Consider the following 26,231-nt stretch of genomic DNA (forward strand, 5'->3'; position numbering starts at 1 on the left):
CAGGCGTCCGAGCAGGCGTCAGGGCGCAGCGGCCGCCCCTACAGGTAGTCCTCCAGCCGCCCCACCTTGTAGCCCTGTTCCTGGATGCGCTGGAGCATGCGGGTCGTCATCTGGACCTCCGTCGCGCCCTTGAGTTCCGACGGGCCGCGGAAGTGGGCCAGGATGATGTCGCCCGGTTTGAGGGCGGAGCCCTCGGCGTACTGGAAGTTGTTGATCTGCATCGACACGCGCCACAGGACCACCTGCGAGATACCGCATTCGGCGGCGGCCTTGAGGGTGTCGTCGTTGTAGTTGCCGTACGGCGGGCGGAAGCGGACCGGCTTCGTGCCGAATCGTTTCTCCAGGCGTTCCTGCTGGCCGCAGATCTCCTTCTTCTGCGCCGCGAAGGGCAGGGTCCGGAGGTTCGGGTGCGTCAGGGTGTGGTTGTTGATCGTGCTGCCGGAGCCGTTGTCGCGGAGCTTCTCGAAGTGCCCGTAGTCCGACGAGGCGATGTTGTCCGTCAGGAACATGCTGATCGGCAGCTTGAGGTCGGCCGCCATCTTCAGGAACTCGGGGTCCTTCTCCGCGCCGTCGTCGAAGGTCAGGAAGACGACCTTGTCCGTGGGCGGCACGGGTATTCGGTCCACCACCTGGGCCTTGCCCGGGGCCGCCGGCGTGAGGACGGGCTTCTGGGCCGGCTTCGGGGCGAACTCCAGGGGGGACTTCAAGCCCCATTTCCTGTACGCCTCGTCCCCGGGCACGACAGCAGTCGCCGACTGCGACGGAGTCGCCGTCGGCGACTGCTGCGCCTCCGTCGTCCTGCGGCCCAGTCTTTCGATCGGGTCCACGCTGTTCCCGCACCCCGTCAGGGACAGCGCGAGCGCGCCGGCCGCCAGCGTTCCGGCTGTCAACCGGCGCGCGTACCTCACAAGTAGTCCTCCAGGCGAGCCACGGCGTACCCCTTGTCCGTGACGGTCTTCATGACATGACGGATCATGTCAGGCATCGACCCCTTCCAGTCCTCCCGCCCTCGGAAATGAGTCAGGATGATGTCCCCGGGGTGGAGGTCGCGGTCCCATTCCCGCCAGTCCATGCGGTTCGGGAAGGCCTCGGCGTTCCACAGCGGGACCGCCTTGATGCCGCAGGACTTCGCCGCGCGCAGCGTGTCCTCGTTGTAGTTGCCGTACGGCGGCCGGAAGAGCGTCGGCCGTTTGCCGAACTGCTTCTGGATCGTGTCCTGCTGGCCGCAGATCTCCTCGTGCTGTTCCTCGTACGAGAGGGCCGGCATGTACCGGTGGTTGAGCGTGTGGTTGTTCAGGGTGACGCCGGCGGCCTGCATCTCCTTGAAGTAGGGGTAGTTGTCGCGGACGAGGTAGTCGCTGAGGAACGCCGTGTACGGGATCTTCAGCTCCTGCATCATCTTCAGGAACTCGGGGTCCTTCTCCGCGCCGTCGTCGATCGTCAGGAAGACGACCTTGTCCTCCGTGGGGACGGTGGTGAAGACCGGCGGGAGTTCGTCGCCGCCCTCGACCTCGAAGCCCTCGCGGGTACTGATCTCCGGCTTCGTCTTCGGGGCGGCCGGCGCGGTCAGCGGCGGCTTGGCCAGCTTCCACTTCTTCGCCGCGACGATCCGGGCCTGCTGGGCGGCCTTCAGCTGCTCGGCCGAGCCCGCGACCGCGCCCGCAGCGCCCGCCGCCTCGGCGCCCTTGCCGGCCTTGGTCTTGGCGGGTGCTCCGGAGTCCGCGGAGGAGCCGCAGCCGGTTCCGAGGGCGGCGACCAGCAGTGCGGCCAGTGCCACCCCGACTCGGCCGCGCGGACCCGCCGCGGACCGGTGACCATGGAGCGTCTTATGTTCCTTTTGTCTGACTAGCTGCATAGCAGCGCATCCTGGCATCCGACACGCACGCCGCCCCGCCGACACCGCGAACGGAAGACGACCTTCCATCGAGTGGCCCACACTGACCGACAATGAACCGGTGACCCCCGAAGACTTCGCCGCGCTCCTCACCCCCGAGGGCCGCGCCCTCCTCGACTCGCTGCGCGACTACGACCCGTCCCAGGAGCTCGCCGTCGCCACCCGGCTGCGCCGCGATCACCCCGCCGCACTGGTCTCCGCCGCGCTCGGACAGGCCCGGCTGCGGCAGCGCGCGGTGGCGAAGTTCGGCGCCGAGGACGCGTTCCGGATGTACTTCACGCCCGGCGGCGGCGAGATGGCCACCCGCGCCTCGGTGGCCTCGTACCGCGCCGGGCGGCTCGCGGAACTCGGCGTACGCAGCGTCGCCGACCTGTGCTGCGGCATCGGCGGGGACGCCCTCGCCCTGGCCCGGCTCGGCATCCGCGTGCTGGCCGTGGACCGCGACCCGCTGACCGTCGCCGTCGCCCGCGCCAACGCCGGGGCCCTGGGGCTGGCGGAGCTGATCGAGGTCCGCGAGGCGGACGTGACCGGCATCGACACCTCCGGGTACGACGCCGTCTTCCTCGACCCCGCCCGGCGATCCGGCCGCGGCCGGACGTTCGACCCCGAGAGCTACTCGCCGCCGCTGTCGTGGGCCGTCGAGGCCGCCCGTACGGCCAAGTACGCCGCCGTCAAGATCGCCCCCGGGATCCCGCACGAGGCCGTGCCGCAGGAGGCCGAGGCCGAGTGGATCTCGGACCAGGGCGACGTGAAGGAGGCCGTGCTGTGGTTCGGGACCGCGCCCGGCACCGTCCGCGCCACCCTGCTGCCCGGCCCGCGCACCCTGCACACCGCCGACCCGCTGCCCGATCCCGAGGCCGGGCCGGTCGGCCGCTACCTCTACGAGCCCGACGGCGCCGTGATCCGCGCCCACCTCGTCGCCGAGGTCGCCGAGCAGCTGGCCGGCCGGCTCATCGACCCGACCATCGCGTACGTCACCGCCGACGAGCTGCGCGCGACGCCGTACGCCACCGCGTACGAGATCACCGACGTGCTGCCCTTCGGCCTCAAGAAGCTCAAGGCGCTGCTGCGCGAGCGCGAGGTGGGCATCCTGACCGTGAAGAAGCGCGGTTCGGCCATCGAGCCCGAGGAGCTGCGCAGGAAGGTCAAGCCGCAGGGGCCGCACTCCGCGACCGTCTTCCTGACCCGGGTCGCGGGCGCCCCCTCGATGCTGATCGGCTCGCCCGTCAGCGCGCCGCAGTAGCGCCGCCGCGGAAGGCGCGCACCGCCCACCGGTAGTGCGCGCCCGCCTTGCCGAGACCCAGCAGGCCCGTGATCCACAGGATCATGCCGAGGCCCATGAAGTACGTGACCTCGCCGTACGTCGCCTCGCCCGGGCGGGCCGATGCCGCGGACCCGAAGGTCACGTACAGCCCGAACGCGCCCAGCGCGAAGGAGGCCAGCAGCCAGGTCAGGCTCAGCCCGGGGGCGCGGAGCCGGGCGTCGGCGGCCGGATCCCGGTCCGACTCCGCCCATGCGCACAGCAGTTGGCGCACCCGGCGGTCCCGCTTGGCGCCCCAGGCGAACCAGAACCCGGCGGGGATCAGCACGCCCGCACCGAGCAGGGCGAAGATGAGGCCGAAAACGTACGCGAACGGGTCGCCGGGCACCTCGAAGGACATCAGGGCCATGCCGACGAAGGACCAGCCGAGCGCGAAGACCGCGGCGACGGTCCAGAGCAGCAGCAACCGCCCCAGGCCCAGGCTGCGCCGGCGCAGGTCCTGCAGGAACCGCGCCCGGTCCGCCCGTACGGTGCCCTCGTCCAGCCAGGCGCGCAGGTGGGCGGGAGGCGGCGGGGGCGGCAGGTCACGACGAGGCATGCACATGACGATATCGGCATCGGGCCACAAGTCCGGTCCGGAGCCGCTCGAGAGGGCCGGGCGGGCCGGCGGGCGGGCCCGGCCATGATCCGCCGGAGCCCCCTGCGTGTCAGCCGCCGGTGGTCTCCACCGACTCGAACCGCCAGCGGTGCACCGGACGGGTGATCAGATCGGCGGCGGGCTCAGGGAGTTCGGGGAGCTCCTCCGACAGGCCCTCGGCGGCCTCCCACCACGTGACGACCAGCACCCGGTCCTGCGGGGCCCGCAGGAGCTCGCGGCGCACCGGCTCGCGCGCCAGCACCTGCGAACGGGCCCACTCCAGCAGCTCGTTGCCCCGCCCGGCGGCGGCCCGGGCCTCCCACATCAGCGCGACGGTGCCCATCAGTACAGGTTGTCCTTGCTCAACTCGTGCACGTGGTCGTGGTCGTGGGCGTGGGAGTGGGAGTGCGTGTGAGCGGCGCCCGGGACGTGCGGGTCCGTCACCGGCAGCGAGGAGTCCGCCGACAGGTCCCAGTCCGAGGCCGGCCGGTTGCGCTTGACCATCTCCGCGCCCAGCGCCGCCACCATCGCACCGTTGTCCGTGCACAGCTTCGGCCGCGGCACGCGCAGGATGATCCCCGCGTCGTCGCACCGCTCCTGCGCCAGCGACCGCAGCCGGGAATTGGCCGCCACGCCGCCGCCGATCATCAGGTGGTCGACGCCCTCGTCCTTGCACGCGCGGATCGCCTTGCGGGTCAGCACGTCCACCACCGCCTCCTGGAAGGACGCCGCCACATCGCGCACCGGCACCTCCTCGCCCGCGTTCCGCTTCGCCTCGATCCAGCGGGCGACCGCCGTCTTGAGCCCGGAGAAGGAGAAGTCGTACGCCGCGTCGCGCGGCCCCGTCAGCCCGCGCGGGAAGTTGATCGCCTTCGGGTCGCCCTCCCGCGCGAGCCGGTCGATGACCGGACCGCCGGGGAAGCCCAGCTGCAGCACGCGCGCGATCTTGTCGAAGGCCTCGCCCGCCGCGTCGTCGATGGTCGCGCCCAGCGGCCGTACGTCGGAGGTGATGTCCGGGGCGAGCAGCAGCGAGGAGTGCCCGCCGGACACCAGCAGCGCCATCGTCGGCTCCGGCAGCGGCCCGTGCTCCAGCTGGTCGACGCAGATGTGCGAGGCCAGGTGGTTCACCCCGTACAGCGGCTTGCCGAGCGCGTACGCGTACGCCTTGGCCGCCGAGACGCCCACCAGCAGCGCCCCCGCGAGGCCGGGGCCCGCGGTGACGGCGATGCCGTCGAGGTCGCGGGCGCTGACCCCGGCTTCCTTCAGGGCGCGCTCGATGGTGGGGACCATCGCCTCCAGGTGCGCCCGGGAGGCGACCTCGGGCACGACGCCGCCGAAGCGCGCGTGCTCGTCGACGCTGGACGCGATCGCGTCCGCCAGCAGGGTGGTGCCGCGGACGACGCCGACGCCGGTCTCGTCGCAGGAGGTCTCGATGCCGAGGACGAGCGGTTCGTCAGCCATTGCTCTCACTGCTCTCAGTGCTCTCAGTCGTTGCTTGTGCGGGGTCGGTCAGGCGCATCACGAGCGCGTCCACGTTGCCGGGCTGGTAGTAGCCCCGGCGGAAGCCGATCGGCTCGAAGCCGAAGCGCTCGTAGAGCTTCTGGGCCCGGGTGTTGTCCACCCGTACCTCCAGCAGCACCTCGGCGCACTCGAACGCGGTGGCGGCGCGCAGCAGGTCGGTGAGGAGCCGGGCGCCGAGCCCGGTCCCCCACTGGTCGCGTGCGGCCGCGATGGTCTGTACGTCGGCCAGGTCACCGGCGGCGGCCAGCCCGGCGTAGCCGACGATGCGGCCGGTCCGCCCCGCGGCGGAGCCGCTGTCGGAAGGGACTTCGGCGACCACGTAGCGGCGGGTGGCGTGCGGGCCTCGGGCGTGGGCGAGCTCGGACCAGAACATCCCCGCGGACCAGGCGTCCTCGGGGAACAGCTCGTGCTCCAGTTCCAGCACCGGCTCGATGTCCCACCAGCGCATCTCGCGCAGTACTGCGGTCACTGCCGTCACTGCGGGGTGACCACCTTGTAGTTCTTGGGCACCTGTGCGTCGGGCCGGCGCAGGTAGAGCGGCGTCGGAGGCAGGCCCTCGCCGTTCTCGAAGGGCTCGCCGGCCGCGAGCCGTTCCACCGCCAGGGCGGCGAGGGCGGCGGCGCTCTGGTGCTCGGGGGCGCGGGCGTCGGTGAAGACGTCCGGGTACAGCAGCGCGCCCTGGCCCACCGCGGGCAGGCCGGCGACCTGCTCGGCGATGTCGGCCGGGCGGTCCACCGCGGGTTCGCCGACGCGCGTGCGCGGGTCCTCGTACCGGGCCCAGTAGACCTCCTTGCGCCGCGCGTCGGTGGCCACGGTGAAGGGGCCTTCGATCCCGGCGGCGCCCGCGGCGTACGCGAGGCCGTCGAGGGTGCACAGGCCGTGCACGGGGATGCCGAGCACGGTGGCGAAGGTGGAGGCGGTGACGAGACCGACGCGCAGCCCGGTGTAGGGGCCGGGTCCGACGCCGACGACGATGCCCGTGAGGGCGTCGAGCTTCAGCCCGGCCTCGGCAAGGACCTTGTCGACGGAGGGCAGCAGGAGCTCCCCGTGGCGGCGGGCGTCGACCTGGTTCGACTCGGCGAGGACGGACTCGCCGTCGTGCAGGGCGACGGTGACGGCGGGCGTGGCGGTATCTACAGCGAGCAAGAGCACGCGAACAGCCTACGACTCCCGGGCCCCGGGCCCTCGCGGCCGGTCGCGGGGCACCCCGGCTGCTACCTTCGACCCAGGTATCGGCCGAGGTCCGAGCCGGGGCACGGTGTGCCCGGCCGGCGCTGCGGCAAGGGGAAGCACGGGAGAGGTGGAGCAAGGTGGCACGCAGCAGCTCGGGAATCGTGGCCGGGCTCACCGTGGCGGCACTGGCCGCCGTCGGCTTCCTCGGCTACCAGGCCTCTGCGACCGCGCCCGCGCACCCCCCGCAGGCTGCCCCGCCGGCCTCGGCGGCGCCCTCCCCCGTCCCGTCCGCCCACGCGGCCGACGCGGCGAAGCCGGTGGCCGTGCCGGCCGAATCGGGTACGGGCTCGCGCGTCGTGTATTCGGTGAGCCTGAAGCGGGTGTGGCTGGTCGGCGAGAGCGGGCAGGAGCCGAAGTCGTTCCCGGTCAAGCCGAGCACGGCGCACCCGAAGCCGGGCACGTACCTGGTGAACTCGCGCTCCGGCGCGGTCACCGGCTCGGACGGGGTGCCGATCGAGCACGTCGTACGGTTCGCCACGGCGGACGGCGTCGTGGTCGGGTTCAGCTCCCGGGTGGACGGCCAGATGCCGGAGCCCGACCCGAACAAGAAGACCGGCGGCATCCGCATGACGCGGACCGACGGCGACGCGATGTGGGCCTTCGCGACGATCAACTCGAAGGTCGTCGTCCTCCCCTGACGCCCCGCGCCTGACCGGCGGGCCCGCTGCGGATTCACCCGAACGGGCTACAAACGGGCTACCGGACGTGCGGGCCACCGCGTATTGCGGGCCTCTCAGGCCGCCTCGGACTCCGGGGCGGCCTGTTCGCGTACGTCGGCCCCGGTGCCTTCGGGCGCGTCCGGGGCGTGCTCCCGCGCGGGTGGCGTCGAGACCGCGGTGGCGGCCGCGCCCGCGGCGAGCAACGCCCCCATGGACACGACGGACGAGCGGGGGTCGCGCTGCACTCCTGCTGCGGACATGGCTGCCTCCTGGCCCGGGCCGGCCCGTACTTAGGCAGGCCTAACCAGCCCTCCGTACCATGTCACCACGCGCGACTCCATCGGCGCAATATCTTGCCGACGAGTTGTCGGTACGTTTTCCCGCGGTGCCCACCACGGTCGCCCCCGCGGCGCCCCTGGGCCCTAGCGCACCGGGGCCAGCGCCGCCAGTGCCCCCGGCCCGGACCAGCGCGACCCGATCCCGCGCACCGAGACCTGCCGTACGTCGTCCAGGACCTCCTCGTGGCCGACCGCCCGGGCGATCACCACGTGCAGCCGGTCCTCGGAGAGCTCCTCGACCTTGCCGTCGCCCCACTCCACGACGACCACGGACTCGGGCAGCGAGACGTCGAGGTCCAGGTCCTCCATCTCGTCCAGCCCGCCGCCGAGCCGGTACGCGTCCACGTGCACCAGCGCCGGCCCGCCGCGCAGCGAGGGGTGCACCCGGGCGATCACGAAGGTCGGCGAGGTCACGGCGCCCCGTACGCCCAGCCCCTCGCCCAGGCCCCGGGTCAGCGTTGTCTTGCCCGCGCCGAGCTCCCCGGTCAGCAGGACGAGGTCGCCGGGGCGGAGCAGGCCGGCGAGGGTGCGGCCCAGCTCCTGCATGGCCTCGGGCGAGTCGACGGTGATGCGCGCCTCGGCGCCGGCCGCCTCAGCTGCCTGCTGCGGTGCCTGACGCTGCGGTGTCTGACTGCGCGGCGCTCGCGCTTCCAGCGGTACTTCTTCCATGCCCGCCAACGTTAGCCGCTGCGGGCACCGCACCGGTGCGCGCCAGCAGGTCGGTGAGCAGCCCGGTCACCGTCTCGGGGTACTCCAGCATCATCAGGTGCCCCGCGGACTCCAGGACCACGAGCTCCGCGGCCGGCAGCGCGTCCTTGATGGCCTGGCTGTGCGCGGCCGGGGTGACCATGTCGCGGTCGCCGGCGATGACGGTGACCGGGATGTCGGCGAACCGCTGGAGGGCGGCGCTCTTGTCGTGGATCTGGAAGGCCGGGTAGAACTCGGCGACCACGTCGATCGGGGTGGCCTCGATGAGCCGCTCGGCGAAGCGCGCGACGCCCGGGTCCACCTCTCGGGGGGCGCCGAACGAGTACATCTTGATCATGCCCGCGAAGAGGTCGGCGGTGGCCCGGCGTCCCTTCTCCACCAGCTCCACCTGCGAGCCGAGCGCCCTGAGCACGGGCGGCAGGATGCGGCGCACGGCGCCCATGCCCACCGAGGGCAGCCCGTACGTCACCTGGTCGAGGTGCCCGCTGGAGGTGCCGACGAGGCCCACGCCGATCACCCGGTCGCGGATCAGCTCGGGGAACTGCTCGGCCAGCGCCATGATCGTCATGCCGCCCATCGAGTGGCCCACGAGGATCAGCGGGCCCTCGGGCGCGGCGGCGTCGATGACGGCCTTCAGGTCGCGGCCGAGCTGGTCGATGGTCACGCGCTCGCCGTCGGCCTGGGAGAACCCGCGCGCGCTGCGGCCGTGGCTGCGCTGGTCCCAGTAGACGGCGCGGACCAGTCCGCGCAGGGCGGAGCGCTGGAAGTGCCAGGAGTCCTGGCCGAGGCAGTAGCCGTGACAGAACACGACGGTCGGGGCGGCCGGGCCCTTGCGGCGCAGCCGGGGCCGCTTCTTCGGGCCCTCGGGCAGCTCGTCGACCTCGTAGTAGATCTCGGTGCCGTCCTCCGCGTAGCAGGCTCCGGCGGTGCCGCGCAGGGAGCCGTAGTCCCCGGTGGCGTCGAGCGCGAGGCGCGCCTTGCGGCGCATGCCGCGCCCGACCGTGATCCGTTCGACCGCGACGCCGGCGGCCGCGCCTGCGGCTATCACGCCGATCGCGGCGCCGGCCCAGCCGGCTTTGCGCCAGTTCTCGCTCACGCCGTCCTCACTCAGCCCTCAGCCGCCCAGGTAGACCCGGGGAACGCGCACCCCGATACGGGTGACGATCTCATAGGCGATGGTGTCTGCCGCTCGAGCCCAGTCCTCGGCGGTGGGCCCGCCGTGCTCGCCGCTGCCGAAGATGACGGCCTCGTCCCCGGCCCGTACCAGGTCACTGCCCAGGTCGACGACGAACTGGTCCATGGCGACGCGCCCGGCGACGCGGCGGACCTTCCCGCCGACGGAGACCGGCCCGCGGCCGGAGGCGTGCCGGGGGATGCCGTCGGCGTATCCGGCGGGGATGAGGGCGAGGTTCGTCTCGGCCTCGGTGACGTAGTGGTGCCCGTAGCTCACCCCGTGGCCCGGGGGCACGGCCTTGACCAGCGCCACGGAGGCCTTGAGGGTCATGGCGGGCCGCAGGCCCAGCTCCTGGGAGGTGCCGAGCTCGGGGGCCGGGGACACGCCGTAGACGGCGATGCCGCAGCGCACGAGGTCGTAGTGGCTCTCGGGCAGCGTCAGCGTCGCGGGCGAGTTGGCGATGTGCCGGACCTCAGGCTCCACGCCCTCCTTCTCGGCGTACGCCAGCATGTCGCGGAACGCCGTCAGCTGGAGCGCGATGGAGGGGTGGCCGGGTTCGTCGGCGCAGGCGAAGTGGGACCAGACGCCGGTGATCTTGACGGTGCCCTCGGCCTGGGCGGCGACGGCCGCGCCGACGAGCTCCGCCCAGTCGGCGGGCTGGCAGCCGTTGCGGCCGAGGCCGGTGTCGGCCTTGAGCTGGATCCTGGCCCGGCGGCCGGCGGCGTGCGCGGCCTTGCGTACCTCGTCGAGGGCCCACATCCCGCTGACGGAGATGTCCAGGTCGGCCTCGACGGCCGCCTGCCAGGGCCCGCCGGGGGTCCACAGCCAGCACATGACCGGCCCGCTGATCCCGGCGGCGCGCAGGGCGAGCGCCTCCTCGGGGGTGGCGGTTCCGAGCCAGGTGGCACCGGCCTCCTGAGCCGCGCGGGCGCAGGGGATCGCGCCGTGGCCGTAGGCGTCCGCCTTGACGACGGCCATCAACTCGGCCCCGGGCGCCCGCTCGCGCAGTGCGCGCACGTTCGCCCGTACGGCGTCCAGATCGATCTCGGCGTACACGCGCGTCGGTGTCTCGTTCATCGCCCCCAGTCTCTCAGAGCCCGGCCCTGGCCTGCGCGACCGCCGTCCCGACCCTGCATACCGGGATATTTCACCCCCGTTGGGACCACTCGGGGGCAGTCACGGGTTCCGGATGCCACGCCAGGCCTCCGGGAGCGATTCCGCGATCTGCTGGGCGAGGAGCGGGGCTCCGGAGGCGGCCCGGCGCCCCGCCAGCCCGTGGAGGTACGCCGCGACGGAAGCGGCGTCGACCGCCGGGAGGCCCGAGGCCAGCAGAGAACCGGCCAGGCCCGACAGGACGTCACCGCTGCCGGCCGTCGCCAGCCAAGCGGTTCCCGTCGGGTTGACCCGGACCGGGCCGCCGCCGCGGGACACCAGCGTCGTCGAGCCCTTCAGCAAGGCCGTCGCCCCGTACCGCGCCGCCAGCGACCGTACGGACGACAGCCTGGCCGACTCCACCGCCTCCCGGGGCACCCCCAGCAGCGCCGCCGCCTCCCCCGCGTGCGGGGTCAGCAGCGTCTCGGCCGGCCGGGCCCGCAGCACCTCCGGGTCCAGCCCGCGCAGCCCGTCCGCGTCCACCAGCACCGGGACCGGGTCGGCCAGGACCTCCGCGACCTCCGCCGCCCGGCCCTCCCCCAGCCCCGGACCGACCACCCACGCCTGCACCCGGCCCCGCCCGATCAGCGTCTCGGGGTACCGCGCCAGCACCGCGTCCGCCGCCGGCCCGACGTACCGCACGGCGCCCGCGCCGCCCCGCAGCGCCCCGGCGACGGCGAGCACCGCCGCGCCCGGGTACTGGACCGACCCGGCGACGATGCCGACCACGCCCCGCCGGTACTTGTCGCTCGACGCCGTCGGAGCCGGCAGCAGCGCCGCGACATCGGCGTGCTGCAACGCCTCCGCGTCCGGCTCCGGCAGCGAGAGCCCGATGTCCACCAGGCGCAGCGCGCCCGTGCGCGAAGCCCCCGGGTCGATGAGCAGCCCCGGCTTGTACGCCCCGAAGGTCACCGTGACATCGGCCCGGACGGCCGGCCCGGCCACCTCCCCGGTGTCCGCGTCGACCCCGCTCGGCAGGTCCACCGCGACCACGACCGCACCGGCCGGGATCTGCTCCACCAGCTCGGCCGCGGCCGGCCGCAGCCCGCCGCGCCCGCCGATGCCGACGAGCCCGTCCAGTACGAGGTCCGCCCGGCCGGGAACGCCCGGTGCGACCCGGCCCCCCGCGGCCAGCAGCGCCCGCAGCCCGCCCGCGTGCACCCGCTCCGGATCCATCGGCACCGCCGTCACCGCGGCGCCGCGCCGGGCCAGCCGGGTGCCCGCGTACAGGGCGTCGCCGCCGTTGTCCCCGGGCCCGACGAGCAGGACGACACGCGCCCCGTACACCCGGCGCAGCAGGCCCGCGCACACGGCGGCCAGCCCGGCCGCCGCACGCTGCATCAGGGCGCCCTCCGGCAGCCTGGCCATCGACTCCCGCTCGGCGGCCCGTACGGTCTCCACGCTGTAAGCAGTACGCATGGCACCAGCGTGCCCGAAACCCCGAAGGGCCGGCCCTATCCTTCGGCGATCACCACGGCGGAGGCGACACCCGCGTCGTGGCTCAGGGAGATGTGCCAGGACTTCACGCCCAGCGCCAGCGCCCTGGCCTCGACCGTCCCCGACACCCGCAGCCGCGGCTGCCCGGTCTCCTCGACGTACACCTCGGCGTCGGTCCACAGCATCCCGCCGGGCGCGCCGAGCGCCTTGGCGAGGGCCTCCTTGGCCGCGAACCGGGCGGCGAGCGAGGCGATCCCGCGCCGCTCGCCGCTCGGCAGCGTCAACTCGGACTCGACGAACAGCCGCCCGGCCATGTTCGGCGTCCGCTCCAGCGCCTCACCAAACCGTTCGATCTCGGCAACGTCGATCCCCACACCGATAATCACAACGCCAACTCGCTTCGCTCACTCCACCGTCACCACTGCGCCTGATTGTCGGCGACCGGCTCCGCTCGCTGCGCTCACTCCACCGTCACCACTGCGCCTCATCGTCGGCGACCGGCTCCGCTCGCTGCGCTCACTCCACCGTCACCGACTTCGCGAGATTACGCGGCTGGTCCACCTCGTTCCCCCGCGCCGTCGCGAGCTCGCACGCGAAGACCTGCAGCGGCACCGTCGCCACCAGCGGCTGCAGCAGCGTCGGCGTCGCCGGGATCCGGATCAGGTGGTCGGCGTACGGGACGACCGCCTCGTCGCCCTCCTCCGCGATCACGATGGTCCGCGCCCCGCGCGCCCGGATCTCCTGGATGTTCGACACGATCTTGTCGTGCAGTACGGAGCGCCCGCGCGGCGACGGCACGACCACCACCACCGGCAGGTCGTTCTCGATCAGTGCGATCGGGCCGTGCTTGAGCTCGCCCGCCGCGAAGCCCTCGGCGTGCATGTACGCCAGCTCCTTGAGCTTGAGCGCGCCCTCCAGGGCCACCGGGTACCCGACGTGCCTCCCGAGGAACAGCACGGTGTTCTTGTCGGCGAGGGACCGCGCCAGCGCCCGGACCGGCTCCATGGTCTCCAGTACGGTGTCGACAGCCGCGGCGATGTCGGACAGCTCGCGGATCACCACCTCGATCTCGTCGCCCCACTTCGTACCCCGGACCTGCCCGAGGTACAGCGCGACCAGATAGCAGGCCACCAGCTGCGTCAGGAACGCCTTGGTCGAGGCGACGGCCACCTCGGGACCGGCGTGCGTGTACAGCACCGCATCCGATTCGCGCGGGATCGTCGACCCGTTCGTATTGCAGATGGCCAGCACCCTGGCCCCCTGCTCGCGCGCGTGGCGCAGCGCCATCAGGGTGTCCATGGTCTCGCCGCTCTGCGAGATCGCGACCACCAGCGTCCGCTGGTCCAGGATCGGGTCGCGGTAGCGGAACTCGCTCGCCAGCTCCGTCTCGCACGGGATGCGGGTCCAGTGCTCGATGGCCAGCTTCGCGATCATGCCCGCGTGGTACGCCGTACCGCACGCCACGATCACGACCTTGTCGACCTCCCTGAGCACCGAGACGGGGATGCGTACCTCGTCCAGGGTCAGCGAGCCGCTCGCGTCGATCCTGCCCAGGAGGGTGTCGGCGACGGCCTTCGGCTGCTCGGCGATCTCCTTGAGCATGAAGTAGTCGTACCCCCCCTTCTCGGCCGCCGAGGCGTCCCAGTCGACGTGGTACGCCCGCACGGACGCGGGCGCACCGGCGAAGTCGGTCACCGTGACCCCGTCGCGGCGGAGCTCGACGACCTGGTCCTGCCCCAGCTCGATCGCGGACCGGGTGTGGGCGATGAACGCGGCCACGTCCGAGGCGAGGAAGTTCTCACCTTCCCCAACGCCCACCACCAGAGGGGAGTTCCGGCGCGCCCCGACCACCACGTCCGGCGCATCGGCGTGCACCGCGACCAGCGTGAACGCGCCCTCCAGCCGCCGGCACACCTGCCGCATGGCCTCCGCGAGATCCCCGCAGGCGCCGAACCGCTCCGCCAGGAGGTGCGCGACGACCTCGGTGTCCGTCTCGGACTCCAGCCGGTGCCCTCGCTCGGCCAGTTCGGCGCGCAGCGCGGCGAAGTTCTCGATGATGCCGTTGTGCACGACGGCCACCCGGCCCGCGTTGTCCAGGTGCGGGTGGGCGTTGGCGTCGGTGGGCCCGCCGTGGGTGGCCCAGCGGGTGTGCCCGAGTCCCGTGGAACCGGTCGGCAGCGGGTGCCCGACCAGCTCCTTCTCCAGATTGACCAGCTTCCCGGCCTTCTTGGCCGCGACGAGCCCCCCGTCCGCGAGCACGGCGACGCCCGCCGAGTCGTAGCCGCGGTACTCGAGCCGCTTGAGTCCGGCAATGACCACATCGAGCGCCGACTGCGCTCCCACGTAACCCACAATTCCGCACATACGGCGCAGCGTACGCGGAACCCGGCCGCCTGCCCCGTACCTGAACAAGACGAAAAACCCGCCCCGGCGAATGCGCCGGGGCGGGAGTCACGTTGTTCGAAGGCCCTGCGGGCCCGGGGTCGGCCGGGCTGTCAGCCGAGCTTCTTCGCCTGCGCGTCGACGACGGCCTTCGGCTGTTCAGCCGCACCGCTCAGGCTCAGGGCCGAGAAGGTCGCGAGCGTGTTGCCCTTGCGCACGACGACGAGCTGCGTCGTGAACTTCTCGCCCTCCGCGTCGCCCTCCACCGTGTAGGCGAGCGCCTCGTCGCCCGCGGTGACGGGAGCGCCGGCGCCGACCTTGGTGACCTTGCCGGCCTGGCCCTCCCCGCTCGCCGTGTAGCCGGCGGCGCACGCGGTGCCCGCGGTCTTCAGGCTGGCGAAGGCCTCCTCGGCGCCCTTGCCGTCGTACGAGGCGAGGGTGACGGCGGTGGCGGTGGTACCGAGGGCGTCCATCAAGCCCTTCAGCTTGTCCTCGGGGCTCTGGCTCGCCGCCTGCTCCTTCGGCTTCGCGACGACCTTGGTCCGCGCGGTGCCGGTGGACGTGCCGACGGCCCCCATGGCCTGAGCCTTGACCAGCGGCACGCACTGGGGCTTGTCACTGGTGGCCGAGGCCCCCGCCGCAGCCTCGGCCGGCGTGGCCGCCTTGAACTGGTGGTCGGGCAGATCGGCCTGAGCGACGATCACGGCGGCCAGCTCGGTGTCCGTCTTGCCCTTCGCCGCCGGAGCCGCGGACGACGCGGCGGCGGACGGCTTGGCGTCCGGCTTCTTGTCGTCCGCCTTGTCGGAACCGCAGGCGGTGGACAGCAGGGCCAGGGACACCGCGGAGGCGGTCAGGACGGTACGACGGACAAGGGTGCTACGCACGAAGGATCTCCCCCAGAACACACAACAACGACAACAGCGGCAGCAGAAAGAGAGCCGCGGTGATCAGCAAATCTACGGGGCGGTCCGATCATGGCCAGTCCATTTTCCGCCGTATGCGGCCAATCGTGACCGGGCCGAGATCCAGTACCCCGGCGCCGGCCCCGCTCCAGCCCTAGCCCCGGCCCAGCCCGGCTCGCAGCCGGCTCGAGACCGGCACGGGAACCACTGCACGACACCCCGCAGACACCGCTGCGACGGCCCCGGGCACCCGGCACGTGACCGACCACACCACCCACAACCGCCCCCGAACCACGACAATGGCCCTGTGATCACTTCGCCGCCACGAAGCACGCCGGACAGCGCGATGGAGCGCCCCGACCGTCCCGAGCGACCTCACCGCCGGGCCGAGGTCTCTCCGTACGTCGACCTCACCCGGGACGAGTGGAGCGCGCTGCGCGAGCGCACCCCGCTCCCCCTCACCGCCGACGAGGTCGAGCGACTGCGCGGTCTCGGCGACGTCATCGACCTCGACGAGGTCCGGGACGTCTACCTCCCGCTCTCCCGCCTCCTCAACCTCTACGTCGGCGCCACGAGCAACCTCCGCGGCACCCTCAACACCTTCCTCGGCGACGCCGGCAACGGCCACGGCGCACAGCAGGGCACCCCGTTCGTCATAGGGGTCGCCGGCTCCGTCGCCGTCGGCAAGTCCACCGTGGCCCGTCTGCTCCAGGCCCTGCTGGCCCGCTGGCCCGAGCACCCCCGCGTCGAGCTGGTCACCACCGACGGCTTCCTGTACCCCATGAAGGAGCTCCAGCGCCGCGGGCTCACCTCCCGCAAGGGCTTTCCGGAGTCGTACGACCGCCGCGCGCTCACCCGCTTCGTCGCGGACATCAAGGCGGGCAAGGACGAGGTGACGGCCCCCGTCTACTCGCACCTGATCTACGACATCGTCCCGGGCGAGCAGCTCGTCGTACGCCGCCCGGACATCCTGATCGTCGAGGGGCTCAACGTCCTCCAGCCGGCCCTGCCCGGCAAGGACGGCCGCACGCGCGTCGGCCTCGCCGACTACTTCGACTTCAGCGTGTACGTGGACGCCCGCCCCGAGGACATCGAGCGCTGGTACCTCAACCGGTTCCGGAAGCTGCGCGAGACCGCCTTCCAGAATCCTTTCTCCTACTTCCGCAAGTACACCCAGGTCTCCGAGGAGGAGGCCATGGAGTACGCGCAGACCATGTGGCGCACCATCAACAAGCCCAACCTCCTGGAGAACGTGGCCCCCACCCGCGGCCGCGCGACCCTCGTCGTGCGCAAGGGCCCGGACCACAAGGTGCAGAAGCTCAGCCTCCGCAAGCTCTGACGCCGTCGGCCCCGCCCTCCGCGATCCACGGGAGGACGGGGCCGACGTACGAGCCGGACTTCCTAGCCGAGCGCCGACTTCACGACGTCCGCGAGCCGCCCGGCGACCGCGCGGGCCTGCTCGATGTCGGCGGCCTCGACCATCACCCGGACGAGCGGTTCGGTGCCCGACGGACGGAGCAGCACCCGGCCGGTGGTGCCCAGCTCGCGCTCGGCGTCGGCGACGGCCGCGGCCAGCTCGGCGGAGGTCCCGACCCGGGACTTGTCCACGTCGGGGACGTTGATCAGCACCTGCGGCAGCCGCTGCATGACGCCCGCCAGGTCGGCCAGCGACCGGCCGGTGGCCGCGACGCGCGCCGCCAGCATCAGGCCGGTCAGCGTGCCGTCGCCGGTCGTGGCGTGGTCGAGGATGATCACGTGGCCGGACTGCTCGCCGCCGAGGGCGTAGCCGTGCTCCTTCATCGACTCGAGCACGTACCGGTCGCCTACGCCGGTCTGCACGACCTGGATGCCCTCGCCCTCCATGGCCAGCTTGAAGCCGAGGTTGGACATCACGGTGCCGACGACGGTGTTGCCGCGCAGCTGGCCGGCCTCGCGCATGGCCAGCGCCAGCACCGCGAGGATCTGGTCGCCGTCGATCTCCGCGCCGGAGCCGTCGACCGCGAGGCAGCGGTCCGCGTCGCCGTCGTGCGCGATGCCGAAGGCGGCGCCGTGCTCGACCACGGCCTGCTTGAGGAGACCCAGGTGGGTGGAGCCGCAGCCGTCGTTGATGTTGAGGCCGTCCGGCTCGGCGCCGATGGTGACGACCTCGGCACCCGCCCGGGTGAAGGCCTCGGGCGAGACGCGGGCGGCGGCGCCGTGCGCCTCGTCCAGGACGATCTTGAGCCCGTCCAGGCGGTTGGGGAGGACTGCGATGAGGTGCGCGACGTACTTGTCGAAGCCCTCGTCGTAGTCGGAGACGCGGCCGACGCCGGAGCCGGTGGGCCGGTCCCAGGGAGCACCGGTGCGGTGCTCGTCGTACACGGCCTCGATGCGGTCCTCGAGCTCGTCGGCGAGCTTGTGGCCGCCGCGGGCGAAGAACTTGATGCCGTTGTCCGGCATCGCATTGTGGCTGGCGGAGAGCATCACGCCGAGGTCGGCACCCAGCGCACCGGTGAGATACGCCACCGCCGGGGTGGGCAGCACACCGACGCGCAGGACGTCCACGCCCGCGCTCGCGAGGCCCGCGACGACCGCGGCCTCCAGGAATTCGCCGGAGGCGCGGGGGTCGCGGCCGACGACCGCGGTCGCCCGGTGGCCCGCGAAGGTGCCCGCCTCGGCGAGTACGTGGGCAGCTGCCACGGAGAGACCGAGCGCGAGCTCAGCCGTCAGATCCGCGTTGGCGACGCCGCGTACACCGTCCGTCCCGAAGAGTTGTCCCACTGTTGTCCTCCCGAGTTCACGCTTCGTTTGTGACCGCTTGTGACATGTATTTGCCGCTTGTGGCGGTAAACGAACCGCCCCGGCAGCACGGAGAGTGCTGCCGGGGCGGTTGTTGCTGAACAGCAGGCGCAGATTAACGCTTGCTGTACTGCGGGGCCTTACGGGCCTTCTTGAGACCGGCCTTCTTGCGCTCGACCGCACGGTCGTCGCGGGAGAGGAAGCCGGCCTTCTTCAGCGCCGGGCGGTTGTTGTCGACGTCGGCCTCGTTCAGGGCGCGGGCCACACCGAGGCGCAGGGCGCCGGCCTGACCGGAGACGCCGCCACCCGCGATGCGGGCGATGACGTCGTAGCGACCGTCGAGCTCGAGCAGCTTGAACGGCTCGTTGACTTCCTGCTGGTGCACCTTGTTGGGGAAGTAGTCCTCAAGGGTGCGACCGTTGATCTTCCACTTGCCGGTGCCCGGAACGATCCTGACGCGGGCGATGGCGTTCTTGCGACGGCCCAGGCCGGCGGCCGGCTGCGGGTCGCCGAAGCGGCCGGCAAGGGACTCGGAGGTGTAGTCGCCCTCGACGACGACCTCAGACTCGGTGGTGTACTCCTCGACGCCCTCGAACTCTTCGACGGGGGTCTCGGCGGTGGTCTCGGCCACGATGCTCCTCAGAATTTTCTACGTCTTAGGGGGTGGCCGGAACTACTGCGCGACCTGGGTGATCTCGAACGGCACCGGCTGCTGGGCAGCGTGGGGGTGCTGGTCGCCCGAGTAGACCTTCAGCTTCGAGAGCATCTGACGGCCCAGGGTGTTCTTGGGGAGCATGCCCTTGACGGCCTTCTCGACGGCCTTCTCCGGGTTGTTCGCCAGGAGGTCGTCGTAGCGCACGGAACGCAGACCGCCCGGGAAACCGGAGTGGCGGTACGCCATCTTCTGGGTCGCCTTGTTGCCGGACAGGTGAACCTTGTCGGCGTTGATGATGACGACGAAGTCACCCATGTCCATGTGAGGCGCATAGGTCGGCTTGTGCTTGCCCCGCAGGAGGGCAGCGGCCTGGGTCGCCAGACGGCCGAGGACAACGTCCTGGGCGTCGATGACGAGCCACTGGCGCGAGATGTCGCCGGGCTTGGGGCTGAACGTACGCACGCGTATGCCTTCGCTTCTTCAGTGGTGGTATCCCACGGGCGCAAGCCCCACGGGAAGGTCCTGACAGGGTCACCACGGACGATCACGACAGCCCTCGTTCACATCAGGGACGCAACCCGTGTGAACCGCTGGTCATCGGTCCGGTGGACCGGCGTAAGGCCCTTTCACGTGAGAATGAGCAAGCCAATACGCATAACAAACCAGCAGGATACCCAAGCAGACCCGTACGGGTCAAAACGCGGTCCGCGATGCCGATTCTGCTGGCGTCGCGGCGCACTCCGGTTCGGTCCTGGGTGGGGACCCCGCAGTTGTTACAGGCTCCAGAGTAACCCGACCGGAGCGCAGCGCACGACGCACCAGCAGAATCGCGAGCCCGCACAGGGTGGCGCAGTCCTTGAAGGCGCGCCGCTTGTGGGCCAGCTCCGAAGGCCACGGGACCAGGGCCACCTGGGGCGTCAGGGCCAGCCAGAACCAGGGCGAGCGGGGCATCGAGCCGGGCCGCACCCCCGAGGCCAGCAGCAGCGGCAGCACCACCAGGAGGTAGTGGTCGAAGGAGGGACGGGAGACCAGGAATGCGGCGAGCATCACCAAGCAGGCCGTCTCCGCGAGGCGCAGCTCACCGCCGTCCGCATCCCCCGGACCGTCCGTACGACGCCACCTCCGCCACGCCGCGGCCAGCCCGCCCAGCGCCCCCGCCCCCGCGAGCAGCACCGCCACCGGCTCCGGCAGCCCCAGCCGCGGCAGCACCGCGATCGGCGAGGCGTCCCAGGGCAACGCGTACGCATCCTGCCCCCGGAGCAGGAACGGCAGCGTCTTGGTGAAGAACAGCGTCGGGCTCGGCATCATCAGCGCCCCGAGCAGCGACACCCCGAGCGGCACCAGCACGGCCACGGCCAGTCCCCGCCACTGCCGGGCCAGTACGAAGAGCAGTCCGACCGGCACCAGCATGGGCTTGCAGGCGATGGCCAGCCCCACCACCAGCCCGGCGGCCGCCCAGGACCGCCGCTGCGCCAGCAGCAGCGCCACGGGCAGCGCAGCCGCCGAGATGGCGGTCCAGTTGCCGATCAGCACGAGGTTCACGTACGGCTTGTAGGCCAGGGCCAGCGCCGCGAACCCGCCGACCGCGAAGCGGGAGCGCGCCGGCACCGAGAACAGCCGCAGCGCGGCCCACCACCCGATGGCCAGCAGGGCGGACATCCCCACCGGAAGCAGCCAGCGCAGCGCCGTCTGCGGCAGCAGCGCCTCCGGCACCGCCATCAGCACGGCGCTCGGCAGGTACAGGAATCGCTTGTCCTCGTACGGGGAGCCGCCGTCCAGCAGCGTCCGCGCGGCCTTGACCACGAAGGCGTTGTCCGAGCCCCAGTTCTCCCGCAGGCTGGTGGAGACCGCGATGCCGAGCACCACGGCCAGGGCCACGGCCTGCCAGGGCCCCGACGCCGGCCGCAGCAGCCAGACCACCAGCCGGTGCCCGAACGCCGGATCCCTTACGGTGTCCCATCCCCTGAGCCAGGTGCCAGGCCGCAGCCGCACAACGCCTCCCGATCGACCCGCCGGGGGGGCTCCCCCTAGCGCTTCCGCTCGACCCTACGTTCGTCCCAAACGGGTTCCTGAGACCCGTTCCCACCGCCGCCCTCGCACCCCTCGGCCCCAGGGGGCCTCAAGGGCTTCGCACGGCTGCGCCGGACTCCGTCCGTCGAACGAGGGCCGAAGCCCGTTCAGCGCTTCCGCTCGACCCTACGTTCGTCCCAAACGGGTTCCTGAGTCTCTCGTACAACACCGTCCGAGCCGAAGACCAGGAAACGGTCAAATGTGCGCGCGAACCAGCGGTCGTGCGTGACGCACAGCACAGTGCCCTCGTACGACTCCAGGCCGTCCTGCAGCGCCTCCGCGGACTCCAGGTCCAGGTTGTCCGTCGGCTCGTCCAGCAGCAGCGCCGTGGTGCCCGCCAGCTCCAGCAGCAGGATCTGGAAACGTGCCTGCTGGCCGCCCGACAGCTTCTCGAACGGCTGCTCCCCCTGGCGCTCGAGCTCGTACCGGCGCAGGACGCCCATCGCGGCGCCGAGCGGCTTCGCGGCCTCCGTCCACAGGATGTCGACCAGCGTGCGGCCGAACAGCTCGGGGTGCGCGTGGGTCTGCGCGAAGTGTCCGGGAACCACCCGGGCGCCCAGCTTCCAGTCGCCCGTGTGCTTGACGTCCTCGCCCGCCAGCATCCGCAGGAAGTGCGACTTCCCGGAGCCGTTCGAGCCGAGCACCGCGACCCGCTCCCCGTAGAAGACCTCCAGCGAGAACGGCTTCATCAGGCCCGTGAGCTCGAGGTTCTCCACGGTCAGCGCGCGCACGCCGGTCCGGCCGCCCTTCAGGCGCATCCGGATGTCCTGCTCGCGCGGCGGCTCGGGCGGCGGGCCCGCCTCCTCGAACTTCTGGAAGCGCGTCTGCATCGCCCGGTAGCGCGAGGCCATGTCGGGGCTGCTCGCCGCCTGGTTGCGCAGCCGCAGCACCAGCGCCTTCAGGCGGGCGTGCTCCTCGTCCCAGCGGCGCTTGAGCTCCTCGAAGCGCGCGAAGCGCTCCTTGCGGGCCTCGTGGTACGTGCCGAAGCCCGAGCCGTGCACCCAGACGTCCGTGCCCATCGGGCTCGGCTCCAGGCTGATGATCTTCTCGGCGGCGGTGGACAGCAGCTCCCGGTCGTGCGACACGAAGAGCACGGTCTTGCGGGTGGCCTTCAGCTGCTCCTCCAGCCACCGCTTGCCCGGGACGTCCAGGTAGTTGTCCGGCTCGTCGAGCAGCAGCACCTCGTCCGGCCCGCGCAGCAGGGCCTCCAGGACCAGCCGCTTCTGCTCACCGCCCGAGAGCGTGCGCACCTCGCGGAACTGCGCCGTGTCGTACGGGATGGCCAGCGCGGCCATGGTGCAGACGTCCCACAGGGTCTCCGCCTCGTAGCCCTGTACGTCGGCCCAGTCGCTGAGCGCCTGCGCGTACGCCATCTGGGCGGCTTCGTCGTCCACCGTCATGATCAGGTGCTCGGCGTGGTCGACGGCCTTCGCGGCGGCCCGGATCCGGGGCTGGGCCACCGAGACCAGCAGGTCCCGTACGGTCGTCTCGTCCCGTACGGAGCCCACGAACTGCGACATCACGCCGAGGCCGCCGCTGACGGTGACCCCGCCGCCGTGCGGCTGGAGGTCACCGGAGATCAGCTTCAGCAGGGTGGTCTTGCCGGCCCCGTTCGCCCCTACGAGGGCGACGACCGACCCCTCCCCCACGCGGAAGGAGACGTCGGGGAGCAGCACCCGCCCGTCGGGAAGGTAGTACTCCAGGTGGCTGGCTTCGAGATGTCCCATGCCGGGCATTGTCCAGGCCCGGCGCCGATCCGCCCAAACGGATTGGGACCGGTCGGGGGCGGAGGGGCCGGAGCCGGTCAGCAGCAGCCGGCGCCCGGGAGGATGCGCATGTTGCGCGCTTCCTTGCTGCGGGCGGCCAGCAGCTCGTCCGCCGGGTAGCCGACCTCCTCCAGGGTGAGCCCGTGCGGCTTCACGACGTGCACCGAGGAGTCCCGTACGGCGGCCCGCAGGACCTTGCCGGGCCAGTCGGCCGGCCGGTGCCCGTCCCCGACGTGCAGCAGGGCGCCGACCAGCGAGCGGACCATGTTGTGGCAGAAGGCGTCGGCGCGGACGGTCGCCGTGATGATCCCGTCCTCGGCCCGCTCCCAGCTGAGCTGCTGGAGGGTGCGGATGGTCGTGGCGCCCTCGCGCTTCTTGCAGTACGCGGCGAAGTCGTGCTCGCCGAGCAGCGGGGCGGCGGCCTCGTTCATGGCGTCCACGTCGAGCGGCCACTGGTGCCACAGCACGTGCCCGCGGCGCAGCGGGTCGACGCCGCCCTGGTGGTCGCCGACGCGGTAGGCGTAGCGGCGCCAGATGGCGGAGAACCGGGCGTTGAAGCCCACCGGGGCCTCGGCGGCCTTCCACACCCGTACGTCGTGCGGCAGCCGGCCCGCGAGACGGCGCAGCAGCTTGTCGTGGTGCTCGGCCCACACCTCCTCGGCCAGGTCGAACTGGGCGACCTGCCCGCGCGCGTGCACGCCGGCGTCGGTCCGCCCGGCCACGGTCAGCTCGACCGGGTCCGGCAGCCGCATCACGGTCTGCAGGGCCGACTCCAGCTCGCCCTGCACGGTCCGCAGCACGCGCTGCTTCGCCCAGCCGGAGAAGTCCTTGCCGTCGTACGACAGGTCCAGCCGCACCCGGACGTGCCCGGGCTCCACCTCGTCACTCACGTGACAGATCCTCTCAGAAGCTGCAGAACGTCAGAAAACGCAGAACGGGCCCGCCCCGGGAAGGGGCGGGCCCGTTCAGAGCCGATCAAGCAAGCGTGATCCCGGGGGATCAGGCCTCCTTGGTCTCCTCGGCGGGGGTCTCGACAGCCTCCGCCTCCTTGACCGCACGCTTGGTGGCGGCCTCGGCCTCACCGGTGGCCTGCTGGGCGACCGTAAGGGCCTCGACCAGCTCGATCACGGCCATCGGGGCGTTGTCGCCACGACGGTTGCCGATCTTGGTGATGCGCGTGTAACCACCGGGGCGGTTCTCGTAGCGCGGGGCGATCTCGGTGAACAGCGTGTGCACGATGCTCTTGTCCGTGATCGTCTGCAGCACCAGGCGACGGTTGTGGATGTCGCCCTTCTTGGCCTTGGTGACCAGACGCTCGGCGTAGGGACGCAGGCGACGGGCCTTGGCCTCGGTGGTGGTGATGCGGCCGTGCTCGAAGAGCGCCTTCGCGAGGTTCGCGAGAAGGTGCTTCTCGTGCGCGGCGGAGCCGCCCAGACGGGCACCCTTTGCGGGACGCGGCATGGTGTTACTCCTTCATATCTGCACCGGCCGTGTCAGGTACCGGTGTCAGTTCCCCCGGGGCGGCTGCCCCGGGAAAGTCTCAGTACTGCTCGGTCTCGACGAAACCGGCGTCCGCGTCGTCGTCGGCGCCGAAGGCGTCGGCGGCGGCGGTCGGGTCGAATCCGGGCGGGCTGTCCTTGAGGGCCAGGCCCATGCCGGCCAGCTTCGCCTTGACCTCGTCGATCGACTTCGCACCGAAGTTGCGGATGTCGAGCAGGTCGGCCTCGGAGCGGGCGACGAGCTCACCCACGGAGTGGATGCCCTCGCGCTTGAGGCAGTTGTACGACCGAACGGTGAGCTCGAGCTCCTCGATCGGCAGCGCCAGGTCGGCGGCCAGGGCGGCGTCCGTCGGGGACGGGCCCATGTCGATGCCCTCGGCGTCGATGTTGAGCTCGCGGGCCAGACCGAACAGCTCGACCAGGGTCTTGCCGGCGGACGCCATGGCGTCGCGCGGGCGCATGGCCTGCTTGGTCTCGACGTCGACGATCAGCTTGTCGAAGTCGGTGCGCTGCTCGACTCGGGTCGCCTCGACCTTGTAGGTGACCTTGAGGACCGGGCTGTAGATGGAGTCGATCGGGATGCGACCGATCTCCTGGCCCAGCTGCTTGTTCTGGACGGCGGAGACGTAGCCGCGACCGCGCTCGACGGTCAGCTCCATCTCCAGCTTGCCCTTGCCGTTGAGCGTGGCGAGGACCAGGTCCGGGTTGTGCACCTCGACACCGGCCGGGGGCGCGATGTCGGCAGCGGTGACCAGGCCGGGACCCTGCTTGCGCAGGTACATCACGACCGGCTCGTCGTGCTCCGAGGAGACGACCAGCTGCTTGATGTTGAGGATGATGTCGGTGACGTCTTCCTTGACACCGGGCACGGTGGTGAACTCGTGCAGGACGCCGTCCACGCGGATGCTGGTGACAGCGGCACCCGGGATCGAGGACAGGAGCGTGCGGCGCAGCGAGTTGCCGAGGGTGTAGCCGAAGCCCGGCTCGAGCGGCTCGATCACGAACCGCGAGCGGTACTCGTCGACGACCTCTTCGGTCAGCGAAGGACGCTGAGCGATAAGCATGTCTGTGTTCCTTCAGTCGTGGACGCCCACTATTTGACGCCCGACATGTACTGCTGGGTACTGCAAGGGTACGGGCGGCACGGCCCCCGAAGGGGTCGTACCGCCCGGACACTCAAAGACGCACAGGCGTCGCTGCGTCAGACGCGGCGGCGCTTCGGCGGGCGGCAGCCGTTGTGCGGGGTGGGGGTGACGTCCTGGATCGAGCCGACCTCGAGGCCGGTGGCCTGGAGGGAGCGGATCGCGGTCTCGCGGCCGGAGCCGGGACCCTTGACGAAGACGTCAACCTTGCGCATGCCGTGCTCCTGCGCGCGGCGGGCGGCCGACTCGGCGGCCATCTGCGCGGCGAAGGGGGTGGACTTGCGCGAGCCCTTGAAGCCGACGTGGCCGGCGGAGGCCCAGGAGATCACGTTGCCCGAGGGGTCCGTGATCGAGACGATCGTGTTGTTGAACGTGCTCTTGATGTGGGCGTGCCCGTGAGCGACGTTCTTCTTTTCCTTGCGGCGCACCTTCTTGGCAGCGCCCTGACGACCCTTGGGGGGCATCTAAATCTCCTACGGGAGGTGGTCGGTCCTACAGCGCAAGACCGCTGAACAGGACTACTTCTTGCCCGGCTTCTTCTTACCGGCGATCGCGCGACGCGGGCCCTTGCGGGTACGCGCGTTCGTGCTGGTGCGCTGACCGTGCACCGGCAGGCCACGACGGTGGCGGATGCCCTGGTAGCACTGGATCTCGATCTTGCGGCGGATGTCGCCCTGGATCTCGCGGCGGAGGTCACCCTCGGTACGGAGGTTGGCGTCCACGTACTCGCGGATCTTGACGAGGTCCTCTTCGGCCAGGTCACGAACGCGGGTGTTCGGGTTCACGCCGGTGGAGGCGAGGATCTCCTTGGACCGGGTGCGCCCGATACCGAAGACGTAGGTGAGTGCGATCTCCACACGCTTTTCGCGCGGGATGTCAACACCGGAAACGCGTGCCATTCAATGGCTCCTGTGTGTTCGGGGGTCTTCCGCAGAACCACTCCCGACCGCCGACCACACCTGATGGGTGGTGGTACGTCCGGGTCCCCGGCCCCCGCCGGAGGTGCCGCCGGCCCTTCTCAGG

28 protein-coding genes are annotated in these 26,231 nt (G+C 71.7%); 3 read left to right on the forward strand and 25 right to left on the reverse strand.

Annotated elements, in window-relative coordinates:
• Window positions 1-38 precede the first annotated feature (38 nt).
• Both ACZ5WG_RS25085 and ACZ5WG_RS25090 read right to left on the reverse strand, forming a co-directional pair.
• Window positions 39-890 carry a polysaccharide deacetylase family protein gene (locus tag ACZ5WG_RS25085; protein ID WP_468726081.1) on the reverse strand — a complete coding sequence of 284 codons (852 nt, stop codon included), beginning with the start codon at window positions 888-890 and terminating at the stop codon, window positions 39-41.
• A gap of 14 nt (window positions 891-904) precedes the next feature.
• Window positions 905-1,855, reverse strand: a complete 951-nt coding sequence (locus ACZ5WG_RS25090; protein ID WP_468726083.1) for a polysaccharide deacetylase family protein — start codon at window positions 1,853-1,855, stop codon at window positions 905-907.
• A gap of 100 nt (window positions 1,856-1,955) precedes the next feature.
• On the opposite strand from ACZ5WG_RS25090, the gene ACZ5WG_RS25095 reads away from it, so the two are divergent.
• Window positions 1,956-3,137 carry a class I SAM-dependent methyltransferase gene (locus ACZ5WG_RS25095; protein WP_468726084.1) on the forward strand — a complete coding sequence of 394 codons (1,182 nt, stop codon included), beginning with the start codon at window positions 1,956-1,958 and terminating at the stop codon, window positions 3,135-3,137.
• On the opposite strand, the gene ACZ5WG_RS25100 is transcribed toward ACZ5WG_RS25095, so the two are convergent.
• The 5 genes from ACZ5WG_RS25100 to tsaB form a co-directional block, all read right to left on the reverse strand.
• Complete coding sequence (locus tag ACZ5WG_RS25100) at window positions 3,121-3,753, reverse strand: hypothetical protein (protein ID WP_468726085.1); 633 nt, start codon at window positions 3,751-3,753, stop codon at window positions 3,121-3,123. The genes ACZ5WG_RS25095 and ACZ5WG_RS25100 overlap by 17 nt on opposite strands.
• Before the next feature lie 109 nt (window positions 3,754-3,862).
• Window positions 3,863-4,135 (reverse strand): hypothetical protein, encoded by a 273-nt coding sequence (locus tag ACZ5WG_RS25105; protein ID WP_468726086.1) that lies wholly within the window; start codon window positions 4,133-4,135, stop codon window positions 3,863-3,865.
• Window positions 4,135-5,253, reverse strand: a complete 1,119-nt coding sequence (gene tsaD / locus ACZ5WG_RS25110; RefSeq protein WP_468726088.1) for a tRNA (adenosine(37)-N6)-threonylcarbamoyltransferase complex transferase subunit TsaD — start codon at window positions 5,251-5,253, stop codon at window positions 4,135-4,137. The genes ACZ5WG_RS25105 and tsaD overlap by 1 nt, the downstream gene beginning before the upstream one ends.
• Entirely contained in the window at window positions 5,246-5,791 is a 546-nt protein-coding gene (gene rimI / locus ACZ5WG_RS25115; RefSeq protein WP_468726089.1) for a ribosomal protein S18-alanine N-acetyltransferase, read from the reverse strand. The genes tsaD and rimI overlap by 8 nt, the downstream gene beginning before the upstream one ends.
• The gene (gene tsaB / locus ACZ5WG_RS25120) at window positions 5,788-6,465 is read right to left on the reverse strand and encodes a tRNA (adenosine(37)-N6)-threonylcarbamoyltransferase complex dimerization subunit type 1 TsaB (RefSeq protein WP_468726090.1); all 678 of its coding nucleotides are present in this window, start codon (window positions 6,463-6,465) and stop codon (window positions 5,788-5,790) included. The genes rimI and tsaB overlap by 4 nt, the downstream gene beginning before the upstream one ends.
• Before the next feature lie 158 nt (window positions 6,466-6,623).
• Between tsaB and ACZ5WG_RS25125 the strand changes: the two genes are divergently transcribed.
• Window positions 6,624-7,184: a hypothetical protein gene (locus tag ACZ5WG_RS25125; protein WP_468726091.1), complete on the forward strand. Its 561-nt coding sequence runs from the start codon at window positions 6,624-6,626 to the stop codon at window positions 7,182-7,184.
• A 95-nt stretch (window positions 7,185-7,279) separates the two neighbouring features.
• Here ACZ5WG_RS25125 and ACZ5WG_RS25130 read toward each other — a convergent pair whose 3' ends face one another.
• The 8 genes from ACZ5WG_RS25130 to ACZ5WG_RS25165 all read right to left on the reverse strand — a co-directional run bounded on the left by ACZ5WG_RS25130 (window position 7,280) and on the right by ACZ5WG_RS25165 (window position 15,280).
• The gene (locus ACZ5WG_RS25130) at window positions 7,280-7,465 is read right to left on the reverse strand and encodes a hypothetical protein (protein ID WP_468726092.1); all 186 of its coding nucleotides are present in this window, start codon (window positions 7,463-7,465) and stop codon (window positions 7,280-7,282) included.
• 162 nt (window positions 7,466-7,627) lie between these two features.
• Window positions 7,628-8,212, reverse strand: coding sequence for a tRNA (adenosine(37)-N6)-threonylcarbamoyltransferase complex ATPase subunit type 1 TsaE (gene tsaE, locus ACZ5WG_RS25135; protein WP_468726093.1), 585 nt, complete (start codon window positions 8,210-8,212; stop codon window positions 7,628-7,630).
• Entirely contained in the window at window positions 8,136-9,347 is a 1,212-nt protein-coding gene (locus tag ACZ5WG_RS25140) for an alpha/beta fold hydrolase (protein ID WP_468726094.1), read from the reverse strand. The genes tsaE and ACZ5WG_RS25140 overlap by 77 nt, the downstream gene beginning before the upstream one ends.
• Before the next feature lie 18 nt (window positions 9,348-9,365).
• Complete coding sequence (gene alr / locus ACZ5WG_RS25145) at window positions 9,366-10,502, reverse strand: alanine racemase (RefSeq protein WP_468726096.1); 1,137 nt, start codon at window positions 10,500-10,502, stop codon at window positions 9,366-9,368.
• A gap of 99 nt (window positions 10,503-10,601) precedes the next feature.
• Window positions 10,602-11,996, reverse strand: coding sequence for an NAD(P)H-hydrate dehydratase (locus ACZ5WG_RS25150; RefSeq protein WP_468726097.1), 1,395 nt, complete (start codon window positions 11,994-11,996; stop codon window positions 10,602-10,604).
• A gap of 35 nt (window positions 11,997-12,031) precedes the next feature.
• On the reverse strand, window positions 12,032-12,400 hold the full coding sequence (locus ACZ5WG_RS25155; RefSeq protein ID WP_468726098.1) for a holo-ACP synthase: 369 nt from the start codon (window positions 12,398-12,400) through the stop codon (window positions 12,032-12,034).
• Window positions 12,401-12,530: 130 nt separating this feature from the next.
• Window positions 12,531-14,378 carry a glutamine--fructose-6-phosphate transaminase (isomerizing) gene (gene glmS, locus ACZ5WG_RS25160; RefSeq protein WP_468726099.1) on the reverse strand — a complete coding sequence of 616 codons (1,848 nt, stop codon included), beginning with the start codon at window positions 14,376-14,378 and terminating at the stop codon, window positions 12,531-12,533.
• A gap of 131 nt (window positions 14,379-14,509) precedes the next feature.
• Window positions 14,510-15,280, reverse strand: a complete 771-nt coding sequence (locus ACZ5WG_RS25165; RefSeq protein WP_468726100.1) for a hypothetical protein — start codon at window positions 15,278-15,280, stop codon at window positions 14,510-14,512.
• Window positions 15,281-15,644: 364 nt separating this feature from the next.
• Between ACZ5WG_RS25165 and coaA the strand changes: the two genes are divergently transcribed.
• Window positions 15,645-16,637 carry a type I pantothenate kinase gene (coaA, locus tag ACZ5WG_RS25170; RefSeq protein ID WP_030298237.1) on the forward strand — a complete coding sequence of 331 codons (993 nt, stop codon included), beginning with the start codon at window positions 15,645-15,647 and terminating at the stop codon, window positions 16,635-16,637.
• A gap of 62 nt (window positions 16,638-16,699) precedes the next feature.
• On the opposite strand, the gene glmM is transcribed toward coaA, so the two are convergent.
• The 10 genes from glmM to rpsM form a co-directional block, all read right to left on the reverse strand.
• Entirely contained in the window at window positions 16,700-18,058 is a 1,359-nt protein-coding gene (gene glmM / locus ACZ5WG_RS25175) for a phosphoglucosamine mutase (protein ID WP_468726101.1), read from the reverse strand.
• Between the two features lie 133 nt (window positions 18,059-18,191).
• Complete coding sequence (gene rpsI, locus ACZ5WG_RS25180) at window positions 18,192-18,707, reverse strand: 30S ribosomal protein S9 (RefSeq protein WP_030230680.1); 516 nt, start codon at window positions 18,705-18,707, stop codon at window positions 18,192-18,194.
• Window positions 18,708-18,749: 42 nt separating this feature from the next.
• Window positions 18,750-19,193 carry a 50S ribosomal protein L13 gene (gene rplM, locus ACZ5WG_RS25185; protein WP_266664718.1) on the reverse strand — a complete coding sequence of 148 codons (444 nt, stop codon included), beginning with the start codon at window positions 19,191-19,193 and terminating at the stop codon, window positions 18,750-18,752.
• Between the two features lie 231 nt (window positions 19,194-19,424).
• Window positions 19,425-20,723, reverse strand: coding sequence for a glycosyltransferase family 87 protein (locus ACZ5WG_RS25190; RefSeq protein WP_468726102.1), 1,299 nt, complete (start codon window positions 20,721-20,723; stop codon window positions 19,425-19,427).
• 185 nt (window positions 20,724-20,908) lie between these two features.
• A complete protein-coding gene (locus ACZ5WG_RS25195; protein WP_468726103.1) occupies window positions 20,909-22,528 on the reverse strand; it encodes an ABC-F family ATP-binding cassette domain-containing protein in 1,620 nt (539 codons plus the stop codon).
• Window positions 22,529-22,605: 77 nt separating this feature from the next.
• Entirely contained in the window at window positions 22,606-23,457 is an 852-nt protein-coding gene (truA, locus tag ACZ5WG_RS25200; RefSeq protein ID WP_468726104.1) for a tRNA pseudouridine(38-40) synthase TruA, read from the reverse strand.
• A 109-nt stretch (window positions 23,458-23,566) separates the two neighbouring features.
• Entirely contained in the window at window positions 23,567-24,028 is a 462-nt protein-coding gene (gene rplQ, locus ACZ5WG_RS25205; RefSeq protein ID WP_030154710.1) for a 50S ribosomal protein L17, read from the reverse strand.
• A gap of 79 nt (window positions 24,029-24,107) precedes the next feature.
• Entirely contained in the window at window positions 24,108-25,130 is a 1,023-nt protein-coding gene (locus tag ACZ5WG_RS25210) for a DNA-directed RNA polymerase subunit alpha (RefSeq protein WP_008739666.1), read from the reverse strand.
• Window positions 25,131-25,267: 137 nt separating this feature from the next.
• Window positions 25,268-25,672, reverse strand: coding sequence for a 30S ribosomal protein S11 (rpsK, locus tag ACZ5WG_RS25215; protein ID WP_003956432.1), 405 nt, complete (start codon window positions 25,670-25,672; stop codon window positions 25,268-25,270).
• A gap of 54 nt (window positions 25,673-25,726) precedes the next feature.
• Window positions 25,727-26,107, reverse strand: a complete 381-nt coding sequence (rpsM, locus tag ACZ5WG_RS25220) for a 30S ribosomal protein S13 (protein WP_007265919.1) — start codon at window positions 26,105-26,107, stop codon at window positions 25,727-25,729.
• Between the last annotated feature and the right edge of the window lie 124 nt (window positions 26,108-26,231).

It is taken from the genome of Streptomyces sp. NPDC032745, assembly GCF_055579465.1.